This window comes from Aquabacterium sp., assembly GCF_034003525.1.
GTDB lineage: Bacteria > Pseudomonadota > Gammaproteobacteria > Burkholderiales > Burkholderiaceae_C > Aquabacterium.
On the sequence record NZ_JAVEYN010000010.1, the window covers coordinates 18,230 to 39,207 of the forward strand.

The window sequence follows — 20,978 nt, forward strand, 5'->3', positions numbered from 1 at the left end:
CTGTGGACATCCAAACCCGACTGCGCCAGGCGGCGCGATACACACGGCTGGATGCCGACAAGGAGCTGCTGACCGAGGCGGCTGACGTGCTGGACATACGCGAAGGCGTCATCAAGCTGCTGGAGCGGGATCTTCTGAACCAGCCGGCGCCAATCTTGCCGACCTTGCCGGCTGGATATGTGACTGTGCCGCTGCAAGTTCTGCGCGATGCCGCCGACGCGCTCGGCAACTTCATCATGGACCACGGATGGGGCGACTCTGACATGCAGGCGATGGACAACCTTGATGCCTACATCGCTCGGCACAGCGCGCTCACATCCGCCCAGGCGCAGAAAGGCGGTGAGTGATGGAAAAGGCAATCACCAAAGAACAAAACGAAGCTGCCGCAGAACTGGCTCAGAAGATGGCCCGCGCTGCCGGGAAAGTGAATCCAGCCGTCATGGTGCTGGCTTGCGGAATGTTGATCGAAACCGCGTGGATGTGCCGAGACATGGACAGCTATGTCGATTTCAAAGTGGCGAAGGCGCAGAAAGGTGGTGAGTGCCTGCCTATTCGTGGCAACCAAGTGACATGCTCTCGCGGAACAGGTGGATGCGGAATCCAGCACAAGGGAGGTGATTGATGGCCACCAGCCTGACACTGTCCAAGGAAGAGCTGCGCGACCTCACCGGCTACGAGCAGCCCAGCAAGCAGCTGGCCGAGCTGCACCGCCGTGGCTTCCATCGCGCCTACATCGGCCGGCATGGTCTGGTGCTTGAGCGCGCCCACTATGAGGCTGTGTGCCAGGGCGCGACCGAGAAGGCCAAGCCGAAGGTCCGCCCCATCATCCGAACCCCTGCTCACGCGTGATCACATGCCCAAAGGCCCAGTCAAGGGAACCCAGATCAAGGGTTCCCGCTACTACTTCGTGGAGGCGCAAGGCAAAGCGCGCATCTGGCACAAGCTGACCAAGGTGAGCGAGGGCCTGCCCGCGTTCTATCGTGCCCTGGCCGAGCAAATGGTGTCCATCGCCAACCCGGAGACCATGCCGGCCGCGGTCACCAAGTGGTGCACCGAGGTGATGGCGAAGCATGCCGACAAGACGCAGATCGATGAGCAGCGCCGGGCCAACGACATTGCCGCCGCGTTCCAAGACTTCGCCCCGCGCGAAGTTGAGACGCCCGACTGCTACGAGTTCCTCAAGCAGTTCGACGCCATGGCCAGGACCTACGACGCCTACCGGTCGCAGCTGCGCTCCATCTTCCGCTACTGCGAGATCTGGGGCATGCGCCCCGCTGGTTCCAACCCGGTCGATGCGATCCCCACCAAGGGCTACAAGCCACGCAAGCGCTACATCACCGACTCCCACCTGCGCCGCATCAAGATCGCGGGGCTGTACGGCGACGACGGGCGCGTGAACCCCTCCGGCCTGGTCTTCTGCTGCATCACCGAGCTGCTCTATCTGACGGGCGCCGACGTCTCCGTGGTGGTGCGCATCCTGGAGCAGGCCGACCCGGCCCAGCCAGACGAGCCACATGTGTGCGCCGACGGCATCATGCTGCGCCGCGACAAGACGGACGGCAGCAGTCGCCCAGTGATCGTGGAGTGGACGCCACGCCTGCGCGCCGTGGTGGCCCGCCTGCTGGCGATCAAGGACGAACAGCGCAAGAAGAAGCGCCCCCGCCGCGTGGAGACCCCCAGGCTGATCACCAAGGTGGACGGAACGCCGATGAACTACGAGGCCTATTCGAACGCCTGGCAGAAGGCCATGAAGCGCGCCCTGCGCACGGGCAAGGTTCCGCCGACCATGATCCGAGACCTGCGCGCCAAGGCCGCAACGGACAAGGACGACGACGAGGGATTGCAGGCTGCAAACCACCTGCTGGATCACACCACGCAGAGCCAGACCGCCAGCTACATCAGGCGCAAAAAGGCCCGCAGGGTCAAGGCTGTGAAGTGATTCGGTAAGAAGCGCCCCAATCTGTTAGAAGATTGCACGCTTATGCAGCAAAGCCAGAAAAGAGAAAAGCCGATGACTTCATCAAAGAAATCAACGGCTTATCTTAGGTGTTAAATGGTCGGGGCGGTGGGATTCGAACTCACGACCCTCTGCTCCCAAAGCAGATGCGCTACCAGGCTGCGCTACGCCCCGACTAGACTGCTAGTATAGCCTGTGATGGCCCCTTCCCCCGAGCGTGGTGTGCAGAAAAAAGCAACGGAGGGTAGCAATGCCTTGTTGACGCGCTATAAAGAGGCCATGCTCACCCCTGTTCAACAGGCCATCACGCTGCTGGGTGACACGCTGCTGGCGGTGTGGCGTGGCACGCGGCGCGGCTGGCAGTTCCGCCCGCAGGACTTCGCGCGCATCCTCGCCGATGCCAGTGCGCGGGCGCTGCTCATCGTGCTGGTGGTCAATGTGCTGGTGGGCGCCATCATCGCCTTTGTGGGCGCGGTGCAGTTGTTGAAGTTCGGCGCAGGCATCTTCGTTGCCGATCTGGTGGCCATCGCCATCTCCCGCGAAATGGCTGCGGTCATCACCGCCGTGGTGATGTGTGGGCGCACCGGCGCCGCGTTTGCGGCCGAGCTGGCCACCATGCAGGCCAATGAAGAAATTGACGCGCTGGCCGTGCTGGGCCTCAACGCTGTGGACTACCTGGTGCTGCCGCGCGTGCTGACGCTGCTGTTCATGATGCCCTTGCTGTACCTGTTCGCCTGTGTGGGCGGGCTGGTCGGGGGCTTTGCCGTCAGCTCGTCGCTGCTCGACCTGGCGCCCATCGCCTATTTTGACCGCAGTGTGGCCGCCCTCACCTACACGCACCTGGGTTTGGGCTTTTTCAAGAGCATGGCCTTTGGCCTGCTGGTGTCGCTGGCCGCGTGCTTCCATGGCCTGTACGCCCCGCGCAATGCCGCGGGGGTCGGCTCGGCCACCACGCATGCTGTGGTGGCAGGCATCGTGGGCGTGATCGCGCTGGATGCCGTGTTTGCCGTGTGCGCCGACGCGCTGGGGATCTGACATGAGCTTGCTCGGCGTGCGTGACCTGCGGCTGCAATATGGCGATCACCTGATCCAGGAAGGGATCGACTTCGACATCGAAGCCGGCACCATCTTCGCCGTGATGGGCGGCAGTGGCTGCGGCAAGAGCACGCTGCTCAAGTGCCTGATCGGCCTGTTGCCTCCCGTTGCCGGGCAGGTGCTGTACCGTGAGCAGGACTACTGGGCCAGCAACGAAGCCAGCCGCAACCAGCTGCGCGCCGACATTGGCGTGCTGTTCCAAAGCGCCGCGCTGTGGTCGTCGATGACGGTGCTGGAGAACGTGATGCTGCCGCTGGAGGTGCAAGGCACGCTGCCCAAGGACCAGCATGCAGCGCGCGCGCTGGAGGCGCTGGAATGGGTGGGCATGGCGGCCACACGCGACCGCCTGCCCGCCGACCTGAGTGGCGGCATGAAAAAGCGCGTGGGCCTGGCCCGCGCCATCGTGGCCCGCCCTCACCTGCTCTTCCTGGACGAACCCTCGGCCGGGCTGGACCCGATCAGCTCGGTCAAGCTCGACCGCCTGATTCTGGACATCCGCGAGCGCACCGGAGCGGCCATCGTCATCGTCACGCACGAACTGCCCAGCATCTACGCCCTGGCCGATGACGGCATCTTCCTGGACGCCGAGCACAAACGCCCCATTGCCCATGGCAAACCCACGCTGATGCGCGACACGGTGATGCACCCGACGGTGCAGGCCTTCATGCGCCGAGAGGAGATCGACACCCTATGAAACGCCATGCTTTTCTGGTGGGCGCCTTCGTGCTGCTGGCCCTGGTGCTGGTGGTGGCCGGCGTGCTCACCCTCAACAAGTCCGGCTGGTTCCACACCCGACACCAGGCGGTGGTGTACTTCGATGACAGCGTCAAGGGCCTCTACATCGGTGCACCCGTCACCTTCCGCGGTGTGAAGATGGGCGAGGTCACGCGTATTGGCGTCGAGGTCAACCAGCAGACCCTGGTGGCGCGCATCCCCGTCACCCTGACCCTGGGCACCGAATCGCTGCAGATGGACTCTGGCAGTGGGCAAACACAGGAGCTGGATCTGGCAGAACTGGTCAAACGTGGTCTCCGCGCTCGTTTGATCCTGCAGAGTGTGGTCACGGGCCAGACCGCGATCGAGCTGGACTTCCGACCGGACCTGCCGGGTCGTTTGCTGGCTGGCGGCAAAGGTCCCATCCCGGAAATTCCGACCATGCAGGACAAACTGGATCAACTGATCACCCAGGTGCAAGAGCTTCCGCTGGGCGAGATGGTGGCCGAGCTGCGCCAGACCGTGCGCACCCTCAGCGACACGCTCAAGGCCAGCCAGACTGCGATCGAGAAGAGCAGCCAGCAGCTCAATGCCACCAGCGTACAGGCCCGCCAGACCCTGGCCACCGCCGATTCGGCCTTGAAGAATGTGGAAGCGCAAACCACGCTCACCCTGCAGTCCTTGCAGCAGTTGAGCGACACGACGCGCGGCACCGTCACACAGATGCAACCGGCCTTGCAGCAGACCCTACAGGAAACCCGCCTGGCGGCAGAGGGCGCACGCCGGGCCATGCAGGACCTGGCAGCGGTGGCCGCGCCGGGCTCGCCTTTGCGCACCGATGTGAATGCGGCGGTGAGCGACCTGTCCCAGGCGGCCCGCAGCCTGCGCTCGTTTGCCGACCAGGTCGAGCGTGAGCCCAACAGCCTGATCTTTGGAGGAAGCCAGCCGTGACGATGCAAGCTGTTTCACCAGTCCAGCGTAGGGCACAGCCCGGGCGTGCGTTCAGAGCCTGTTGCCTGCCGCTGTATGTGGCGCTGGGCGTGACCCTGGCGGGCTGCGCCAGCACCCCGCCTGAGCGCAGCTGGTTGTCCTTGCCTTGGGAAGTGAGCCCGGCAACGCCGCTGGCGTCTCCCCCCGCCACCGCCACCGCCAGTGCCTCGACGCCTGTCGCCGCCGCCATCGCGCCGCGTGGCACCCCACAGCTGCGCCTGCTGCGCGTACAGATCCCGGAGTACCTGCAGAGCAACCGCGTGCGCTACCGCGACAGCGCCGCCACCTTGGCGGAGTGGCCGGGCGTGCGATGGGCGGAGCGTGTCGAGATCGGCCTCACGCGCCACCTGGCTGCGCAGTTGAATGGTCTGCTGGGCGCAGGCGCGGTGTGTGAAGACGCGTGTAATGCCACCCCGAGTGCGGGCAACCTGCAAGTGAGCTTTGTCGTACTGGACCACGATCGGCCCCAGGGACGCCTGCATGCCCAGGCGAGCTGGGCGCTGACCCCGACCCCAGGCAGCACCAGCACCCCACGTCAAGGCCAAGTGCGTTGGACAGAACCTGTGCAGGAAGACAACCCTGCGGGGCAGGCTGGGGCCATGGCACGCGTCAATGCCGCCATCGCGCGCGAGCTGGCGCAGCAACTGCGCCTGTGATCACGCCGTGATCTGCGCCCAGGCCTTTTCCAGCCGCTTGATGCTGACCGGCTGGGGCGTACGCAGCTCCTGCGCGAACAGGCTCACGCGCAGCTCTTCCAGCAGCCAGCGGAACTCGTCGGTGCGGGCGTCCAGCACGCCTTTGAGTTCGGCCAGGCGGCGGGTGTAGCGCTGGTCCAGCGGGCGCAACTCGGTCAGGCGCTGCGCATCGCGCGCCGGGTCGCCCTTGAGCTTGTCCAGGCGCAGGGTGATGGCCTTGAGGTAGCGCGGGAAGTGCTGCAGCTGCGTGTAGGGCGTCTGCACGATGAAGCGCTTGGGCATGAGGCGCTGCAACTGACCGGCAATGTCGTCGGCCACGTCCTTGGGCGGTTTGGCGTCTTTGAGTTTGCGCGTGGCCGCTGCGTACTCGATCAGCACGGTGCCCACCAGGCGCGCCACTTCCTGTGCGATCAGGTTCAGGCGGGTGCGCCCTTCTTCCACGCGGGCCTTGAAGCTGGCGGCATCGATGGGCAGCGGGTCGGCCAGGTAGGCGCGGTCCAGCGCCACGGCGATGATCTGGTCGCGCAGTTCATCCGCTGTGCCCAGGCTCATGTAGGCCATGGCCATCTTCTGCAGATCCGGGATGTTCTTTTCCAGGTACTTGAGCGGCTCCTTGATCTGCAAGGCCACCAGGCGGCGCAGGCCGGCGCGGTGTTTGGCCGCAGCCACGTCGGGTTCGTCAAAGATGTCGATCTCGACGTGCGCGCCCTTGTCGATCAGCGCCGGGAAGCCCACCAGCGTGTGGCCGCCACGTTGGATCTCCATCAGCTCGGGCAGCTCGCCAAAGGTCCAGTCGGTGAAGGTTTGGGGCGCCTGAGGTTTGACAGCCGCACCACCGGACGCGCCACCTGAGCCGCCCTTGGCTGCGCCACCCTGGGCACCTGCGGGCACGCGCTGAGGCCCGCCACTGGGGTTTGCACCGCGACCGTCAGCCTTGCCCGCCGTCTGGGGTCGCGCTCCAGTCTGAGAGGCAGCGGCCCCTTCGCCTGCCGCAGCACCGCTCGCCCCGCCCTGAGCCACCGCCTGCGCCTTCAAGGCCGCCAAGGCCTGGAAGGCGCCACGGGCCAGCGAGCCCAGCTCGGCCTTGAGCACCGCCAGATTGCGGCCCATGCCCAGTTGGCGCCCATGCTCGTCCACCACGCGGTAGTTCATGAACAGGTGCGGCGAGAGCATGTCCAGCTTGAAGTCGTTGCGCTTCACATCCAGCTGGGTCTTGTCGCGCACGGCCTTGAGCAGCACGTCCATCAGGCCGCCTTGGCCAAAGGGCACGGTCTGCACGAAGGACTCGGCGTAATCAGGCAGCGGCACCAGGCGCGCACGCGGCTTCTGGTGCAGGCTCTTGAGCAGCGCCAGCACCTTGTCTTTGAGCATGCCGGGCACCAGCCATTCGCCCGGCTCTTCCTGCACCTGGTTGAGCGCAAAGATGGGGATGGTCACCGTCACGCCATCGCGCGCATCGCCGGGTTCGTGCAGGTAGGTGGCCGCGCAGTCCACGCCGCCCATGCGGATCACCTTGGGGAAGGCCGCGCTGGTGATGCCAGCCGCTTCGTGGCGCATCAGCTCTTCACGGCTCAAGTAAAGCAGCTTCGGGTTCTCACGGCTGGCCACCTTGTACCAGCGCTCGAAGCTGTAACCGCTCATCACCTCGGGCGGAATCTGCGCGTCGTAGAAGGCGTAGATCAGCTCGTCGTCCACCAGCACGTCCTGCCGGCGCGACTTGTGTTCGAGCTGCTCGACCTGGCTGATCAGCTTGCGGTTGGCGGCCAGGAAGGGCAGGCGCGTGTCCCACTCATGGTTGACCAGACCCTCGCGAATGAAGATCTCGCGGGCCTTGTGCGCATCAACCAGACCGAAGTTGACGCGCTTGTTGTTGTAGACGACCAGGCCGTACAGCGTTGCGCGCTCCAGCGCCACGACCTCCCCGGCCTTCTTTTCCCAATGCGGGTCGAGCAACTGCTTTCTGAGCAGGTGGCCACCCATTTGCACCAGCCAGGGTTGTTCGATGTTGGCAATGCCCCGCCCGAACAGGCGCGTGGTCTCGACCAGCTCGGCTGCCAAGATCCAGCGCCCCGGCTTCTTGCTCAGGTTGGCGCCCGGGTGCTTATAGAACTTGATGCCACGTGCACCCAGGTACCAGTCTTCCTCGTCGCTCTTGCAGCCGATGTTGCCCAGCAGGCCCGACAGCAGGGACAGGTGCACCTGTTCGTACGTCGCGGGGGCCGTGTTCAGCCGCCACTTGTGCTCGGCCACCACCGTGTGCAGTTGGCTGTAGACGTCCTTCCACTCGCGCACGCGACGCGGGTTGATGAAGTTCTCGCGCAGCAGGGCTTCGTACTTGCGGTGGCTGAGCTTGTGCTTCTCGGGCTGGTGGGGTTGGCCACTGCCTTGATGCAGATGACCGCCCCGCGACTCGTCCAGCCACTTCCACAGTTTGAGCGTGCCCATGAACTCGGAGCGCTCGTCGTCAAACTGCTTGTGCTTGGTGTCGGCCTGCTGTTGCTGCTCGATGGGCCGGTCGCGCACGTCCTGCACGCTCAAACTCGCCGCGATCACCAGCACCTCGGCCAGCGCCTCGCGGTCCTTGGCTTCCAGGATCATGCGACCCACGCGCGGGTCCAGCGGCAGGCGGGCCAGGTCCATGCCCAGCTTGGTGATCTCGTTGTTGTCGTCTACCGCGCCCAGTTCGTTGAGCAACTGATAGCCGTCGGCGATGGCCTTGCGCAGCGGAGGCTCGATGAAGGGAAAGTCGTCCACCAGCCCCAGGTGCAGCGACTTCATCCGCAGGATCACCCCGGCCAGCGAAGAGCGCAGGATCTCGGGGTCGGTGAAGCGTGGTCGGGCGTTGAAGTCCTTCTCGTCGTACAGGCGGATGCAGATGCCGTTGGCCACCCGGCCGCAGCGCCCTGCCCGCTGGTTGGCAGCAGCCTGGCTGATCGGCTCGATCTGCAACTGCTCGACCTTGTTGCGGAAGCTGTAGCGCTTGACGCGGGCCTGGCCAGCGTCCACCACGTACCGGATGCCCGGCACCGTCAGCGAGGTCTCGGCCACGTTGGTGGCCAGCACGATGCGCTTGGGGCCACCTGTCTGGAAGACGCGGTCCTGCTCCTGCTGGCTCAGACGGGCGAACAGCGGCAGCACCTCGGCCACCACGCGCTCGTGGGCCAGGTGTTTGCGCAGGTGGTCGGCCGCTTCGCGGATCTCGCGCTCGCCGGGCAGGAAGACGAGGATGTCGCCACTGCCTTCGCGCCAGAGCTCGTCCACCGCATCGGTGATGGCCTCGTTCAGGCCGTACTCGCGGCTCTCTTCAAAGGGGCGGTAGCGTTGCTCGACCGGGAAGAGCCGCCCCGAGACCATGATGACCGGCGCCGGCCCCTTGGCGGATTCGAAATGCTTGGCAAAGCGGTCGGCGTCGATCGTGGCCGAGGTCACGATGATCTTCAGGTCCGGCCGACGCGGCAGCAACTGGCGCAGGTAGCCCAACAGGAAGTCGATGTTGAGGCTGCGTTCGTGCGCCTCGTCGATGATCAGCGTGTCGTAGGCCCGCAGGTCGGGGTCGCCCTGGGTCTCGGCCAGCAAGATGCCATCGGTCATCAGCTTGACGCTGGCGCCCTGCTCCAGGCGATCCTGGAAACGCACCTTGTAGCCCACCACCTCACCCAGCGGCGTGCTCAGCTCCTCGGCAATGCGCTTGGCCACGCTGGAGGCCGCAATCCGCCGCGGCTGCGTGTGGCCGATCATCTTGGGGCGCAGATGCCGGGGCGCCTTCGGGTCGCGCGGCTGGCCCCAGCCACCCCGGCCCATCGCCAGCGCGATCTTGGGCAGCTGTGTGGTCTTGCCCGAGCCCGTCTCCCCACAGACGATGATGACCTGATGCTCGCGCAAGGCGGCTTCGATCTCGTCGCGCTTGCCGCTGACGGGCAAGGATTCAGGAAAGGTGATGGCGGGGAGGGACACGGGTAAGACTGGAGAAAGCCGCAGGGGAAAAGTGCGCATTATCCCGCCATGCACTTCGACGACTACCAACGCTACGACGCCCTGGGGCTGGCCGATCTGGTTCGCCGGGGGGAGGTTCATCCCAGCGAGTTGCTGGACGCGGCCCTGGCACGCGCCGACACCACCGCGTCACTGAACGCCATCGTGATGCGGCTGGACGACTCGGCGCGCGCACGGGCGCTGGCGCCATTTGACCCCTCGGCCCCGTTTGCCGGCGTGCCCTTCCTGGTCAAAGACCTGTTTCAGGACCTCCAGGGCCTGCCCTCGTCGGGCGGATGCCGTGCGCTGAAAGCCGTGCCCGCGCCGGAGGACGCCGACGTGGTGCGCCGCTGGCGTGAGGCGGGCCTGGTCATCTTCGGCAAGACCAACACGCCCGAGTTTGGCGCCAAGAACGTGACCGAGCCCCTGGCCTGGGGTCCGGCCCGCAATCCCTGGGACCCGACCCGTACCCCCGGTGGATCCTCCGGCGGCTCGGCGGCAGCCGTGGCGGCAGGCATCGTGCCGGTGGCCGGCGCCAACGATGGCGGAGGCTCGATCCGCATTCCGGCGGCCGCCTGCGGGCTGTTCGGACTCAAGGCCGGTCGAGGTCGCATCTCCATGGGCCCGATGATGGGCGAAGCCCTCAACGGCGCGGCCGTGCAGGGCGTGGTGTCCCACAGCGTGCGCGACACCGCCGCGATGCTGGATGTGCTGCAAGGCCCGGAGGCGCACGCGCCCTATCACATGCCCGCGCCCGAAGTTCCCTACCTGTCATGCCTGCAACGCCCCCCGGGGCGGCTGCGAATTGGCTACAGCACCCACTCACCCATCGGCACCCCGGTGGACCCGCAGGCCATCGCGGCCGTGGCCGATGCGGCCGCCTTGCTCACCGACCTGGGCCACCATGTCGAGCCCTGCGACACGCCCTTCAACGGCGTACAACTGGCCGAAGACTTCCTGCTGGCCTGGTTCTGCGCGCAGGCCTTCATCATCGACCACATCCAGCGCACCTACGGCGCCAGCGTGAAAGACTTCGAGCCCGACACCCGGCTGATGGCGGCCATCGGTCGCCGCACCTCGGCCCTGCAGTTGCTGCAGTGCGAGGCGCGCTGGCACGAGCACAACCTGGCCCTCTCTGCCTTCCACGCCCGCCATGACCTGTGGCTGTCACCCACGCTGGCCGCACCGCCCCCGCCCATTGGCAGCCTGGCCACGCCCCCTGCCCTGGCCATGGTGAGCGACATGGCCGCGCGTCTGGGTCTGGCAGGCTGGCTCAGCGACACGCCCCAGTTCAAACAAACGGTGCTGAGCAACCTGGGCTGGACGCCCTACACCCAGCTGGCCAACCTCACTGGCCGACCGGCCATGTCGGTGCCGCTGTATCGCACGCCCGAAGGTCTGCCGCTGGGCGTGCAGTTTGTGGCGCCGCTCAACGGCGAGGCACAGTTGCTGCAACTGGCCGCGCAACTGGAGGCCGCCCGCCCGTGGCGTCAAGCGCCCCGCCCTGCGTCAGCCTGAAGCCCTGACTCAAACCTGAGGGTCCGTGGCGTATACACGGTTCCCCCAGGGAACAAGCCTCGGATTTTCGGAAGCAGGCGACGCAGCCGCTAAGATCAAGCGTGACGGGTCTGTCACTGTTGGAGTTTCATGGTTTTGCCCCCACCACTGCTGCGCCTGTTGCTGGGTTCGAATCCCGAGCGCCATTCGGCCATTGGGCTGACCCTGTTGGTGAGCGCACTCTATCTGTTCAACGCCGGGCTGATCCTCGCCGCCCAGCACCTGGGCTACGCCTCTCCGGCTCTGACACCTTACATGCTCGGCTGCCTGTTGGTGGGTGGCGTGACATTTTACGGTCTGCTGCGCTCGGGGCTGAGCCAGCGCTGGTCCGACCCCAATCTGGTCATGGCACAAGGCGTCTACTGCGCCTTCGCCGTGGCGATGGGCTACCTGACCGTGCACATGCACTTTCGCGGCGTCGTGCTGACCCTCATGCCCGCCATCTTGCTGCCCACCCAGTTTGCCCTGTCGCCGCCGCGCATCCGTCAGCTGACCCTTGGCATGTTCCTGCTGTTGATCGGCACCACCGCCGTCAACTGGTACGTCAACCCAGGCGAGCCGGAGGTGTTCGGCGACATCCTGCGCTGCGCTTACGTCACCGCCATCCTCGTGGCCGTCTGCGGGGTGGCACAACGTGTGAGCCACACGCGGCACGAGATGAGGCTCAAGAGCGAAGCCCTCGCCAGCGCGCTCTCCAAGGTCGAGCACATGGCCGCCCATGACCACCTCACCGGCCTGATCAACCGCCACCGCATGCACGAGGTGCTGGACAAGGAATGGCACCGCCTGCAGCGCCAGGCACACCCAACCACCCTGGTCATGATGGACCTGGACCACTTCAAGCGGGTCAACGACAGCTTCGGCCACCAGGTGGGTGACGAGGTCCTGAAGCGGTTTGCGCAACTGGCAGACACCTGTCTGCGCGACGCGGACGTGGTCTCCCGCTGGGGTGGCGAAGAGTTCCTGGTCCTGTGCCCGGACACCTCGGCAGAGCAGGCCCTGATCGCCTTGCATCGCCTGCGAGAGCAAGTCCAGACCCAGCCCTTCCTCGACAGTCACCCATCGGTGCAGATCACCTTCTCGGCCGGCTTGGCCACCCTGCGCCCGAGCGAAAGCATGGCCAGCGCCATCGAGCGTGCCGACCAGGCTTTGTATCAGGCCAAGGAAGCCGGGCGTGACCGCTTCATGCAAAGCCCATAATATGGCGCGTTGACGCTTCTCACACCTCTCATCGCGCGCCCCACATGGACCTGGTCTTTCCCCACACTTTCGTGCCCTGGTTTCGGTCGGTGGCACCGCACATACACGCCCACCGCGGCAAGACCTTCGTCGTGGGCCTGTCGGGCGAGTTGATCGCCGCCGGCAAGCTCGAGAGCTTCGTCCAGGATCTGGCGTTAATGCACGCCATGGGGATCAAAATCGTGCTCGCGCATGGCTTTCGCCCCCAGTTGGAAGAGCAATTGCGCGCCAAGGGGCAGGAATCGCAATTCAGCCACGGCATGCGCATCACCGATCCGATCGCGCTGGACTGCGCCCAGGAAGCGGCCGGACAGTTGCGCTACGAGATCGAAGCCGCGTTTTCGCTGGGCTTGCCCAACACCCCGATGGCGGGCGCGTCCATCAGCCTGATTTCCGGCAACTTCATCACCGCCCGCCCTGTGGGCATCGTCGATGGGGTGGACTTCATGCACACCGGCCTGGTGCGCAAGATCGATGCGATCGCCGTGCGGCGCGCCCTGGACACAGGCGCGCTGGTGATGCTGTCGCCCTTCGGCTTCTCGCACACGGGCGAGGCCTTCAATCTGAGCATGGAAGACGTGGCCACCAGCGCGGCCATTGCCCTGCAGGCCGACAAGCTCATCTTTGTGACCGAGGTGCGCGGCATCTTGCAAAGCATCGTCGCCGATCCGGACCGCGCCGCAGAGCTGGAAGCCCGGCAGCACGACCCCGATGAAGAGGTTGACACCGAACTCGCTCTGGCCGACGCCAAGCGCCTGCTGGCTGCGCTGCCCAACCCCACCCAACCCACCGACACAGCGTTTTACCTGCAGCACGGTGTGAAGGCGACCGAAGGCGGGGTGGAACGGGTGCACATCATCCCTTACCGGGTTGACGGCGCCTTGCTGATGGAGGTGTTCACCCACGACGGGGTGGGCACCATGATCGTGGACGAGAAGCTCGAGAGCCTGCGCGAGGCCACCCCAGATGACGTGGGCGGCATCTTGCAGCTGATCGAGCCCTTCGAGCAGGACGGCACCCTGGTCAAGCGCAGCCGCACCGAGATCGAGCGGGATGTGGCCCAGTACACCGTGATCGAGCACGACGGCGTGATCTTCGGTTGCGCAGCGCTCTACCCCTTCCCCGAAGCCAGCACGGCCGAGATGGCCGCCCTCACCATCTCGCCCAATGTGCAAGGCCAGGGCGACGGTGAACGCATCCTCAAACGCATCGAGCAGCGGGCGCGGGCAATGGGCCTATCCACCCTGTTTGTATTGACAACGCGTACCATGCACTGGTTCATCAAGCGCGGCTTCGCGCAGGTTGACCCGATCTGGTTGCCTGAAGCGCGCAAACGCAGCTACAAGTGGGACCGGCGCTCCAAGGTGCTGGTCAAGCACCTGAAGTGATTTTTTCTCAGAACTGACAAGACGACACCATGGCACGCACCATCCAATGCAAGCACCTCAACAAGGAAGCCGAAGGTCTGGATTTCGCTCCCTATCCGGGCGAGCTGGGCAAGCGCATCTACAACGAGATCAGCAAGGAAGCCTGGCAGATGTGGCTCAAGCACCAGACCATGCTGGTCAATGAAAACCGCCTGAACCTGGCCGATGCGCGCGCACGCCAGTACCTGGCCCGCCAGATGGAACAGTTCTTCTTTGGCGCCGGAGCTGAGCAGGTGCAAGGCTATGTACCGCCCTCGGCCTGAAGCCAAGTGACGTCATGAAAAAGCCGACCCGAGGGTCGGCTTTTTACTTGGTGGGGCGGAACAACCACCACGCGCGCAAGGTGCTGGCAGCCAGGGTGAAAACACCCCCCAGAAGCTCCAGCCCCTCTTCCAGCATCAGTGCCCACAAGGTCACCATGTCGGTGTCAGACGTGCTTTGGTGGCCAGCCCACCGCTCGGCAAACTGTGCCACCACAAGCAAGGCAAACGCCAACACGAGGAACTGACCGTCTGGCCGCCGCCAGCCTTGTGCCCGCCACAGATACCGCAAGGTGGCCACCACGCTGGCAATCAAGGACACCAGGAAGGCTAGCACCAGCCCACCGGTGATCAGGCGCCGCAGGGGGTCGATGCTGGCATCGACGTAGTGACGCCAACTGAGCAAGGCCTTGCCACTGGGCACGAGCTCCGGCGGCAGGCCCGCCTCACGCACGCCCATCAACACCATCACGAGCACGAAGGCCAAGGGTAGCCAGCGTCGTGCACGCAGGGTGCGGCCCAGCGTCCAGGCCGCAGCGGCCAGCCACACCCACACCGAGCCCCGCTCGATCAACCCGGTCTCTTCACCGAGTTGGAACACGGTGTCGCGCTCCAGGAAGACGGGCGCCAAGCCCAAAACAAACAACGCTGCCAGCAGAAAGCGCAGGCCCCACTTCAATTGCACACTCATCTCACGCTCAGGCTCTCAGCAGGCCAAAAGCGGTCGATTATGACAAATAGAAGAAATCTGATCTCATTTTCCGCCAATTATCGTCATGCTTTACGCGGGCATCAGGAAATCCCGGCTAATGCCATAGCCCAGGTCGCTCACCCGGTCGAGGAACTGGGTCAGGTAGGCATGCAGGCCGGTGGCCAGTATCTCGTCGATGCGGCTGAACTGCAGGTCGGCACGCAGGCGGCCGGCGCGGCGGATGGTTTCATGGCTCTGGTCATTGGCCACCGCGCGCAGATTGCTCACCACCTCGTCCATGCAGTACACCAGAGAGCGCGGCATTTCGGCGCGCAAGATGAGCAGCTCCGCCACCTTTTCTGGGCGGATGACGTTGCGGTAGACCTTGCGGTACACCTCGAAGGCCGAGACGCTCCGCAGCACGGCCGACCAGTGATAGAAGTCGACCTCCTTGCCCTCGTTGCCCACGCCCGATCCAAAAAACTCGGTGTTGCGTGCGTGGAACTTCACGTCCAGCAGGCGCGCGGTGTTGTCAGCGCGCTCGAGGAAGGTACCTATGCGCTGGAAGTGGAAGGCCTCGTCCTGCAGCATGGTGCCCAGGGTCACGCCGCGTGACAGGTGCGAACGGAACTTCACCCACTCGAACAGCTCACCCGGGTCCTTCGCCAGCGCCCCTTCCTTGACCAGGCGGTTGTACTCCAGCCAAGTCTGGTTCATGGTCTCCCACACCTCGGTGGTCAAGGCGCCGCGCACCGCACGTGCGTTCTCGCGAGCCGCTCGCAGGCAGCTGAGGATGCTCGACGGATTGTGGGCGTCCGTCACCATGAAGGCCATCACGTCGCGGGCATTGACGGTCTCGAAACGCTTTTGGTAGTCGGCCATCAACTCGCTGATGCTCAGCAAGGCCTTCCAGCCCTGCATGGCCGCGTCACTGGACTGCGGCAACAATGAGGTCTGGTAATTCACATCAAGCAGGCGGGCGGTGTTTTCCGCACGCTCCATGTAACGGGCCATCCAGAACAGGTGGTCGGCGGTGCGCGACAGCATGGGCTTGATCTCCAGGTGTGAGGCATTGCTGGCACGCAAAGCCCCCGTGGCAGTCTCGATCAGATGGGCGGGCAGATGGTCTTCAATGCGTTCGTTGAGCATGATGCGTCCCTTCTTGTGTCGGTGTCTTACGCTTCCAGCACCCAGGTGTCCTTGGTGCCGCCGCCCTGTGAGCTGTTGACCACCAGCGAGCCTTCTTTCAAGGCCACACGGGTCAGGCCTCCAGGCACCATCTGCACCTCCTTGCCTGACAGCACGAAGGGCCGCAGGTCGATGTGGCGCGGCGCGATGCCGGACTCGACATAGGTGGGGCAGGTGGACAGCGAGAGCGTGGGCTGGGCGATGTAGTTACTGGGGCTCGCCAGCAGCACCTTGCGGAAGTCCTCGATCTCGGCCTTCGTGGCGGCCGGGCCGACGAGCATCCCGTAGCCACCCGCGCCATGCACTTCCTTGACGACCAGATCAGCCAAGTTGTCGAGCGTGTACTTCAGGGCGTCCGGCTCGCGGCAGATGTGCGTGGGCACGTTCTGCAGGATCGGCTTTTCGCCCAGGTAGAACTCGATCATCTTGGGCACGTAGGGGTAGATGGACTTGTCGTCGGCGATGCCGGTGCCGAAGGCGTTGGCCAGCGTGACATTGCCCGCACGGTAGGCGCGCAGCAGGCCGGCCACGCCCAGGGTCGAATCCTTGCGGAAGACCTCGGGGTCCATGAAGTCGTCGTCCACCCGGCGGTAGATCACGTCCACGCGCTGTGGACCGCGGGTGGTCCGCATGTAGACGAAGTCGTCCTTGACGAAGAGGTCTTGTCCCTCCACCAGCTCGATGCCCATCTGCTGCGCCAGGAAGGCGTGCTCGAAGTAGGCCGAGTTGTGCATGCCCGGGGTCAGTACCACAGCGGTGGGCTCGTTGACGGACGCGGGCGCCACGGTGCGCAGGGTATCGAGCAGCAGGTCAGGATAGTGCGCCACGGGGGCCACACGGTGCTCGGCGAACAGTTCGGGGAAGAGCCGCATCGTCATCTTGCGGTTTTCGAGCATGTAGCTCACACCGCTGGGCACGCGCAGGTTGTCTTCGAGCACGTAGTAGGTGCCCGAGCCATCCGGGTTGCAGGCGCGCACGATGTCGATCCCCGCGATGATGGCGTAGATGCCGCCCGGCACATTCAGGCCCATCATTTCCTTGCGGAACTGGGCGTTGTTCAGCACCGGCTCGGCCGGGATGACGCCCGCCTTGAGGATCTCCTGGTCGTGGTAGATGTCGTCCAGGAAGCGGTTCAAGGCGGTGACCCGCTGCTTGAGGCCCTTCTCCATCTCGCGCCATTCGAACGCCGGGATGATGCGCGGGATCAGGTCGAAAGGAATGAGGCGTTCGGTGCCCGAACCATCCTCGTCCTTGTCGCCATACACCGCGAAGGTGATGCCCACGCGGCGGAAGATCATCTCGGCTTCGTCGCGACGGGCGCGCATCAAATCTCCCGCCTGACGTGCCAACCAGCGCTCGTACACCTTGTAGTGATCGCGCACCGCCGTTTCGGCACTGTGCATTTCGTCAAAGAATCGCATCGCTTGGTCTCTCATCGGGCTCACACGTTGACCGTGTGCAGGAGTCAATGCATGGACTGTGCCAACGCCTTGTCACGCTCAGGGGCATGGGCACGGTTTCAGGGCGCGCCCCATCTTGGGGCCAGGTCAGACAGGCCGCTTCCTTCGGCCAGCAAGCGGGTGGTGACACGCACCAAAAGGGTGTGTTCGCCCCCGCCGCGGATGACACCGCGCAGGGGTGTGACGTCCCCAAAGTCGCGACCGTGGGCCACACGCACGTGGTGCAGGCCCGGCACGCAGGCGTTGGTGGGGTCCAGATCCAGCCAGTCGTCGGCCGTCTCCAGGCCCAGCCCCGGCACCCAGACGCTGAGCCAGGCATGGGAAGCGTCGGCCCCCACCAAAGGCGCTTGCCCCGGCAGCGGCACGGTCAGGAGGTAGCCACTGACGTAGCGACCGGCCAGGCCACAGGCGCGCAGGCACGCCAGCATGAGGTGGGCAAAATCCTGACACACGCCACGCCGTTGCGCGAACACGGTCAGCACCGGGGTGGAGAGGTCGGTGGACGCCGGGGCGTAGGTGAAGTCGCGGTGGATGCGCTGCATCAGGTCGATGGCCGCTTCGGCCAAAGGGCGCTCGTCTTGCAGGGATTCTGCCGCGTAGGCGCGTAACTCGGGCAGCATGGGCACATAGGGCGACGCATGCAGGTACTCGCTGGCAGGCTCGAAGGGCGCGTGAGAGCGGTAGCGCAGGCGCTCGCGCACCTTGGCGCAGGTCGGACCCTGGGTGGGCTGCAGGCCGGCGAAGCGCTCGCGCACCACCACCTCGCTCACCGCCTTGACGCGCAACTCGCCATGCGCCGCATGCAGTGCGAAGTGCGCGCGGCTGTTGCCGTGGCTGTCGGTACGCGTGTGGTGCTGGGCCGGATGAGGGTGCACGGCCATGTCGAACTGCCGCAGCGTTTGCCCGGCGTCGGACAGCGGACGCAGGCAGGCCACGTGCAGCGCCTGCGCCACCGGCAGGCTGTAGGTGTAGAGGGTTTCGTGCTCGACCCGCAGGCAGGCCCAATCGGCGTGAGGGTCGGGGTGCGGATGAGGCGTGAGGGGCGTCATGCGCTCACCATGGAATCGGTGGGTTCGGCGTGGGCAAAGTACAGGCGACCAACCTCGTCGGACAGGCGCCAGCTCGCCTCCAGCAAGCGATCGAGCACGCCCAGTACCGCGGCGTGGCCGCTCACCGGATCGCACAAGGCCGCCAGGGTGGCGCCCACGCCCTCATGCGGCAAGAGCGCCAGCAGGTCGGCCGGGGAGCCGGCGCGCGCAGGCAACTTGCCCAGCTCGGTGCGCAGTCGGCGCACGACGCAGGCCAGCGAGCGCTGGTTGGCATCGTCCATGACCAGCAGCGCCACCAAGGCGGGCACCTCCAGGCGGCGCTGGAAGCGGGCGCGGAAGGTGATGGTGCTGTCAAACATCTCCAGGATCTGGTCGAAGCCCTGCGGGTGCTGCAGGGCCTGGTGGGTCCAGAACGCCTTGAGGATGTGCGCGTGACCATGAAGGCGCTCGATCAGGCGCCCCACCGTGAGCAGGCGCCACCCAGGATCGCGCGTCATGCTGTCCGACTGCGCACCGGTGACGGCGCCCAGTTGCACGCTCAGATGGGCCAAGGCGTCCTGCACGGTGTTGACGCGTGCGGCCAAGTTCGCGGGATCCAGCGGGCTGCTGTGGCGCAAGGCGTGTTGAAAATCGGTGGCCATGGCGCGCAGCAAGCGGGCATGCGCGGGCGACAGGCGCTCGCGCAAGGCCTGCGCGGTACGGGTGATCTCGGACAGATTGAAGGCCAGGCTGCAAGCGCCCTGCCCCGCCTGGGCGTCGCCCAAGGCGTCCAGGGCCACGCGCTCGAACACACGGCTGGACTGGTCGAGCGCCGGGGTGTCGGCCGGCACCATGCTGAACTGTACGCCCAATGCCGACAAGGTCTTGAGCAGCCTGTGGTCGGGCTCGTCGTCTTCCGCCCGCAGGCTGATGAGGCGCTCGGCCAGCCGCAACTGCTGCTCGCACCGCTCGGTGTAACGCCCCATCCAGAACAGGTTCTCGCCCGTGCGGCTGGCCACCGGTCGTTGGCGTTGCACCAGCTCTTCCAGCTTGATCGACTGGGGCAACATCGCAAACGCATCGATGGGCTCCTGGCTGATCACCCAGGTGTCCAGTGAGCTGCCACCCAGTTGCAGGGAAACCGGTCCGTCGTCGCGGGTCGCGATGCGGGTCATGCCGCCCGGCAGCACGCGCCAGCCGCCCCGCCCGTCCGACAAGGCATAGACGCGCACCGACGCACTGCGCAAGCTCAAGCCCCCGTCCGACCAGACGGGTGTCTGGCCATAAGGCATGAAGGTCTGCACGGTGTACGCAGCCGGGTCTTCGTCCACCGCCTCTTCCCAGGCACGGACCTCCTGGGGCGTGAGGCTGGCACCGAGCACCGTCTCCTTCAGTCCTTTGCGACGGGCCGACACCCCACCCGGGGTGTTCAACAAGGGGTAAGTGGGACGGATGACCTGACGGGCCAGCTGCGGCCGCACGGCCTCCCACGCCGAAGCCTCGCCACACCACCAGCTCGGCAAGGACGGCAAGATCAGGTCTTCCCCGAGCAGGTGCGAGGACAAGGCCGGCAGGAAGCCATGCACAGCGGGCGACTCCAGGAAGCCGGTGCCCAGCGCGTTGGCCAGCACCACATTGCCCGCCCGCACCACCTGGGTCAGGCCCGGGATGCCCAGGGTTGAGTCGGTGCGCAACTCCAGCGGGTCACAGAAGTCGTCGTCCAGGCGGCGCAGCAGGCCGTGGATGGGCGTCAAGCCCTGCACGGTCTTGAGGAACAGGCGATCGTCGCGCACGATGAGGTCGCAGCCCTCCACCAGGGGCAGGCCCAGGTAACGCGCCAAGTAGGCGTGCTCGAAATAGGTCTCGTTGTAAGGGCCGGGGGTGAGCAGGGCCAGGCTGGGCGTGTCGCCCTGGGCGCAGGGCTGCGCCAGCGTGCTGATGGTGTCCAGCAACTGTCGGTAGGTGCTGGCCAGGTGCTGCACATTGAGCGCCCGGTAGGCCTCCGGGAAGAGGCGAGACACGATCAGGCGGTTTTGCATGACGTAGCCCAGCCCCGACGGAGCCTGGGTACGCTGGCCCACCACCCACCAGGCCCCATCCGGACCGCGCGCCAGGTCGAACGCCACCACGTGCAGGTAGACGCCCCCCAGCGGCTGGGTGCCTTGCAGGCCGCGCAGGTAACCGGGGTGGCCCAGCACCAAGGCGGAGGGCAACAGGGCCTCGCGCAACAGGGTCTGCTCGCCATACGTGTCCACCAGGATACGGTTGAGCAGATCGGCGCGCTGGGCGATGCCACGCTCCAGCCAAGGCCACTCCTCGGGCGAGATCAGGTGCGGCAAGGGCTCCAGCGACCACGGTCGGCTGCTGCCCCCTGCTGCGTTGTAGACGTTGTAGGTGATGCCGTCTTCGCGGATCTGGCGCGCCAGCCAGTTCTGGCAACGCCGCAGTTCGTCCAGAGGCGTGCCCAGTTGCTCGGCCAGGGCCCGCCAGACCGGCCGGAGCTGTCCATCGGGCTGACGCAACTCGTCATGGTGTCCGGGGTCGGCCGGGCGCGCCCGGCGCAGCCACTCGTCCACCCAGCCAGAGGCCGCGGATGCCGACGTATCGCGAACAGGGGAAGTGAATGACATGGTGAGGTGAGGCCCGAAAGCAACATCGGCGTGTCCCCGATTCTCAACCATGCAAGCAATTAATCGGCCAAGTGT

At 65.6% G+C, this 20,978-nt stretch carries 18 protein-coding genes and 1 tRNA gene; 12 read left to right on the forward strand and 7 right to left on the reverse strand.

Annotation, left to right across the window (positions count from 1 at the left end; genetic code table 11):
* The first annotated feature begins 2 nt into the window (after positions 1 to 2).
* From RBT42_RS07735 to RBT42_RS07750, 4 genes are read left to right on the forward strand one after another with little or no spacing between them, the layout of a single operon-like run.
* Complete coding sequence (locus RBT42_RS07735) at positions 3 to 347, forward strand: hypothetical protein (protein WP_320363783.1); 345 nt, start codon at positions 3 to 5, stop codon at positions 345 to 347.
* Complete coding sequence (locus RBT42_RS07740) at positions 347 to 622, forward strand: hypothetical protein (RefSeq protein ID WP_320363785.1); 276 nt, start codon at positions 347 to 349, stop codon at positions 620 to 622. The genes RBT42_RS07735 and RBT42_RS07740 overlap by 1 nt, the downstream gene beginning before the upstream one ends.
* Complete coding sequence (locus RBT42_RS07745; RefSeq protein ID WP_320363787.1) at positions 622 to 849, forward strand: DUF4224 domain-containing protein; 228 nt, start codon at positions 622 to 624, stop codon at positions 847 to 849. The genes RBT42_RS07740 and RBT42_RS07745 overlap by 1 nt, the downstream gene beginning before the upstream one ends.
* Before the next feature lie 4 nt (positions 850 to 853).
* Positions 854 to 1,939 (forward strand): integrase, encoded by a 1,086-nt coding sequence (locus tag RBT42_RS07750; protein ID WP_320363789.1) that lies wholly within the window; start codon positions 854 to 856, stop codon positions 1,937 to 1,939.
* A 115-nt stretch (positions 1,940 to 2,054) separates the two neighbouring features.
* Here the strand turns inward: RBT42_RS07750 and RBT42_RS07755 are convergent.
* Positions 2,055 to 2,131 (reverse strand) — tRNA-Pro (locus RBT42_RS07755).
* 105 nt (positions 2,132 to 2,236) lie between these two features.
* Between RBT42_RS07755 and RBT42_RS07760 the strand changes: the two genes are divergently transcribed.
* From RBT42_RS07760 to RBT42_RS07775, 4 genes are read left to right on the forward strand one after another with little or no spacing between them, the layout of a single operon-like run.
* Positions 2,237 to 2,992, forward strand: coding sequence for an ABC transporter permease (locus RBT42_RS07760; RefSeq protein ID WP_320363791.1), 756 nt, complete (start codon positions 2,237 to 2,239; stop codon positions 2,990 to 2,992).
* 1 nt (position 2,993) lies between these two features.
* Entirely contained in the window at positions 2,994 to 3,746 is a 753-nt protein-coding gene (locus tag RBT42_RS07765; RefSeq protein ID WP_320363793.1) for an ABC transporter ATP-binding protein, read from the forward strand.
* Positions 3,743 to 4,717, forward strand: a complete 975-nt coding sequence (locus RBT42_RS07770) for an MlaD family protein (protein ID WP_320363795.1) — start codon at positions 3,743 to 3,745, stop codon at positions 4,715 to 4,717. The genes RBT42_RS07765 and RBT42_RS07770 overlap by 4 nt, the downstream gene beginning before the upstream one ends.
* Before the next feature lie 2 nt (positions 4,718 to 4,719).
* Positions 4,720 to 5,412 carry a membrane integrity-associated transporter subunit PqiC gene (locus RBT42_RS07775; protein WP_320363976.1) on the forward strand — a complete coding sequence of 231 codons (693 nt, stop codon included), beginning with the start codon at positions 4,720 to 4,722 and terminating at the stop codon, positions 5,410 to 5,412.
* Here RBT42_RS07775 and hrpA read toward each other — a convergent pair whose 3' ends face one another.
* Complete coding sequence (hrpA, locus tag RBT42_RS07780) at positions 5,413 to 9,444, reverse strand: ATP-dependent RNA helicase HrpA (protein ID WP_320363797.1); 4,032 nt, start codon at positions 9,442 to 9,444, stop codon at positions 5,413 to 5,415.
* 9 nt (positions 9,445 to 9,453) lie between these two features.
* Here hrpA and RBT42_RS07785 point away from each other — a divergent pair, with 9 nt between their 5' ends.
* From RBT42_RS07785 to RBT42_RS07800, 4 genes are all read left to right on the forward strand, one after another.
* A complete protein-coding gene (locus tag RBT42_RS07785; RefSeq protein WP_320363799.1) occupies positions 9,454 to 10,941 on the forward strand; it encodes an amidase in 1,488 nt (495 codons plus the stop codon).
* A gap of 129 nt (positions 10,942 to 11,070) precedes the next feature.
* A complete protein-coding gene (locus tag RBT42_RS07790; protein WP_320363802.1) occupies positions 11,071 to 12,180 on the forward strand; it encodes a GGDEF domain-containing protein in 1,110 nt (369 codons plus the stop codon).
* Positions 12,181 to 12,224: 44 nt separating this feature from the next.
* Positions 12,225 to 13,607: an amino-acid N-acetyltransferase gene (gene argA, locus RBT42_RS07795; RefSeq protein WP_320363804.1), complete on the forward strand. Its 1,383-nt coding sequence runs from the start codon at positions 12,225 to 12,227 to the stop codon at positions 13,605 to 13,607.
* A gap of 29 nt (positions 13,608 to 13,636) precedes the next feature.
* A complete protein-coding gene (locus tag RBT42_RS07800; RefSeq protein WP_320363806.1) occupies positions 13,637 to 13,909 on the forward strand; it encodes an oxidative damage protection protein in 273 nt (90 codons plus the stop codon).
* A gap of 43 nt (positions 13,910 to 13,952) precedes the next feature.
* Here RBT42_RS07800 and RBT42_RS07805 read toward each other — a convergent pair whose 3' ends face one another.
* The 5 genes from RBT42_RS07805 to RBT42_RS07825 all read right to left on the reverse strand — a co-directional run bounded on the left by RBT42_RS07805 (position 13,953) and on the right by RBT42_RS07825 (position 20,903).
* Positions 13,953 to 14,597: a hypothetical protein gene (locus tag RBT42_RS07805; protein WP_320363807.1), complete on the reverse strand. Its 645-nt coding sequence runs from the start codon at positions 14,595 to 14,597 to the stop codon at positions 13,953 to 13,955.
* Between the two features lie 90 nt (positions 14,598 to 14,687).
* Positions 14,688 to 15,644 (reverse strand): alpha-E domain-containing protein, encoded by a 957-nt coding sequence (locus tag RBT42_RS07810; RefSeq protein WP_320363978.1) that lies wholly within the window; start codon positions 15,642 to 15,644, stop codon positions 14,688 to 14,690.
* Between the two features lie 128 nt (positions 15,645 to 15,772).
* The gene (locus tag RBT42_RS07815; RefSeq protein ID WP_320363809.1) at positions 15,773 to 17,206 is read right to left on the reverse strand and encodes a circularly permuted type 2 ATP-grasp protein; all 1,434 of its coding nucleotides are present in this window, start codon (positions 17,204 to 17,206) and stop codon (positions 15,773 to 15,775) included.
* Positions 17,207 to 17,304: 98 nt separating this feature from the next.
* The gene (locus tag RBT42_RS07820; protein ID WP_320363811.1) at positions 17,305 to 18,294 is read right to left on the reverse strand and encodes a transglutaminase family protein; all 990 of its coding nucleotides are present in this window, start codon (positions 18,292 to 18,294) and stop codon (positions 17,305 to 17,307) included.
* Positions 18,291 to 20,903: a circularly permuted type 2 ATP-grasp protein gene (locus RBT42_RS07825; protein WP_320363813.1), complete on the reverse strand. Its 2,613-nt coding sequence runs from the start codon at positions 20,901 to 20,903 to the stop codon at positions 18,291 to 18,293. Before RBT42_RS07825 ends, RBT42_RS07820 begins: the two co-directional genes overlap by 4 nt.
* Positions 20,904 to 20,978 lie beyond the last annotated feature (75 nt).

Bases quoted from the DNA above. Each gene is read 5' to 3' on its own strand.
- RBT42_RS07760 (WP_320363791.1), top strand. From the start codon at position 2,237: ATGCTCACCCCTGTTCAACAGGCCATCACGCTGCTGGGTGACACGCTG.
- RBT42_RS07770 (WP_320363795.1), top strand. From the start codon at position 3,743: ATGAAACGCCATGCTTTTCTGGTGGGCGCCTTCGTGCTGCTGGCCCTG.
- RBT42_RS07775 (WP_320363976.1), top strand. From the start codon at position 4,720: ATGCAAGCTGTTTCACCAGTCCAGCGTAGGGCACAGCCCGGGCGTGCG.
- RBT42_RS07765 (WP_320363793.1), top strand. From the start codon at position 2,994: ATGAGCTTGCTCGGCGTGCGTGACCTGCGGCTGCAATATGGCGATCAC.
- RBT42_RS07800 (WP_320363806.1), top strand. From the start codon at position 13,637: ATGGCACGCACCATCCAATGCAAGCACCTCAACAAGGAAGCCGAAGGT.
- RBT42_RS07785 (WP_320363799.1), top strand. From the start codon at position 9,454: ATGCACTTCGACGACTACCAACGCTACGACGCCCTGGGGCTGGCCGAT.
- RBT42_RS07745 (WP_320363787.1), top strand. From the start codon at position 622: ATGGCCACCAGCCTGACACTGTCCAAGGAAGAGCTGCGCGACCTCACC.
- RBT42_RS07805 (WP_320363807.1), bottom strand. From the start codon at position 14,597: ATGAGTGTGCAATTGAAGTGGGGCCTGCGCTTTCTGCTGGCAGCGTTG.
- RBT42_RS07820 (WP_320363811.1), bottom strand. From the start codon at position 18,294: ATGACGCCCCTCACGCCTCATCCGCACCCCGACCCTCACGCCGATTGG.
- hrpA (WP_320363797.1), bottom strand. From the start codon at position 9,444: ATGCGCACTTTTCCCCTGCGGCTTTCTCCAGTCTTACCCGTGTCCCTC.
- RBT42_RS07790 (WP_320363802.1), top strand. From the start codon at position 11,071: ATGGTTTTGCCCCCACCACTGCTGCGCCTGTTGCTGGGTTCGAATCCC.
- RBT42_RS07825 (WP_320363813.1), bottom strand. From the start codon at position 20,903: ATGTCATTCACTTCCCCTGTTCGCGATACGTCGGCATCCGCGGCCTCT.
- RBT42_RS07810 (WP_320363978.1), bottom strand. From the start codon at position 15,644: ATGCTGTCGCGCACCGCCGACCACCTGTTCTGGATGGCCCGTTACATG.
- RBT42_RS07750 (WP_320363789.1), top strand. From the start codon at position 854: ATGCCCAAAGGCCCAGTCAAGGGAACCCAGATCAAGGGTTCCCGCTAC.
- RBT42_RS07740 (WP_320363785.1), top strand. From the start codon at position 347: ATGGAAAAGGCAATCACCAAAGAACAAAACGAAGCTGCCGCAGAACTG.
- argA (WP_320363804.1), top strand. From the start codon at position 12,225: ATGGACCTGGTCTTTCCCCACACTTTCGTGCCCTGGTTTCGGTCGGTG.
- RBT42_RS07815 (WP_320363809.1), bottom strand. From the start codon at position 17,206: ATGCGATTCTTTGACGAAATGCACAGTGCCGAAACGGCGGTGCGCGAT.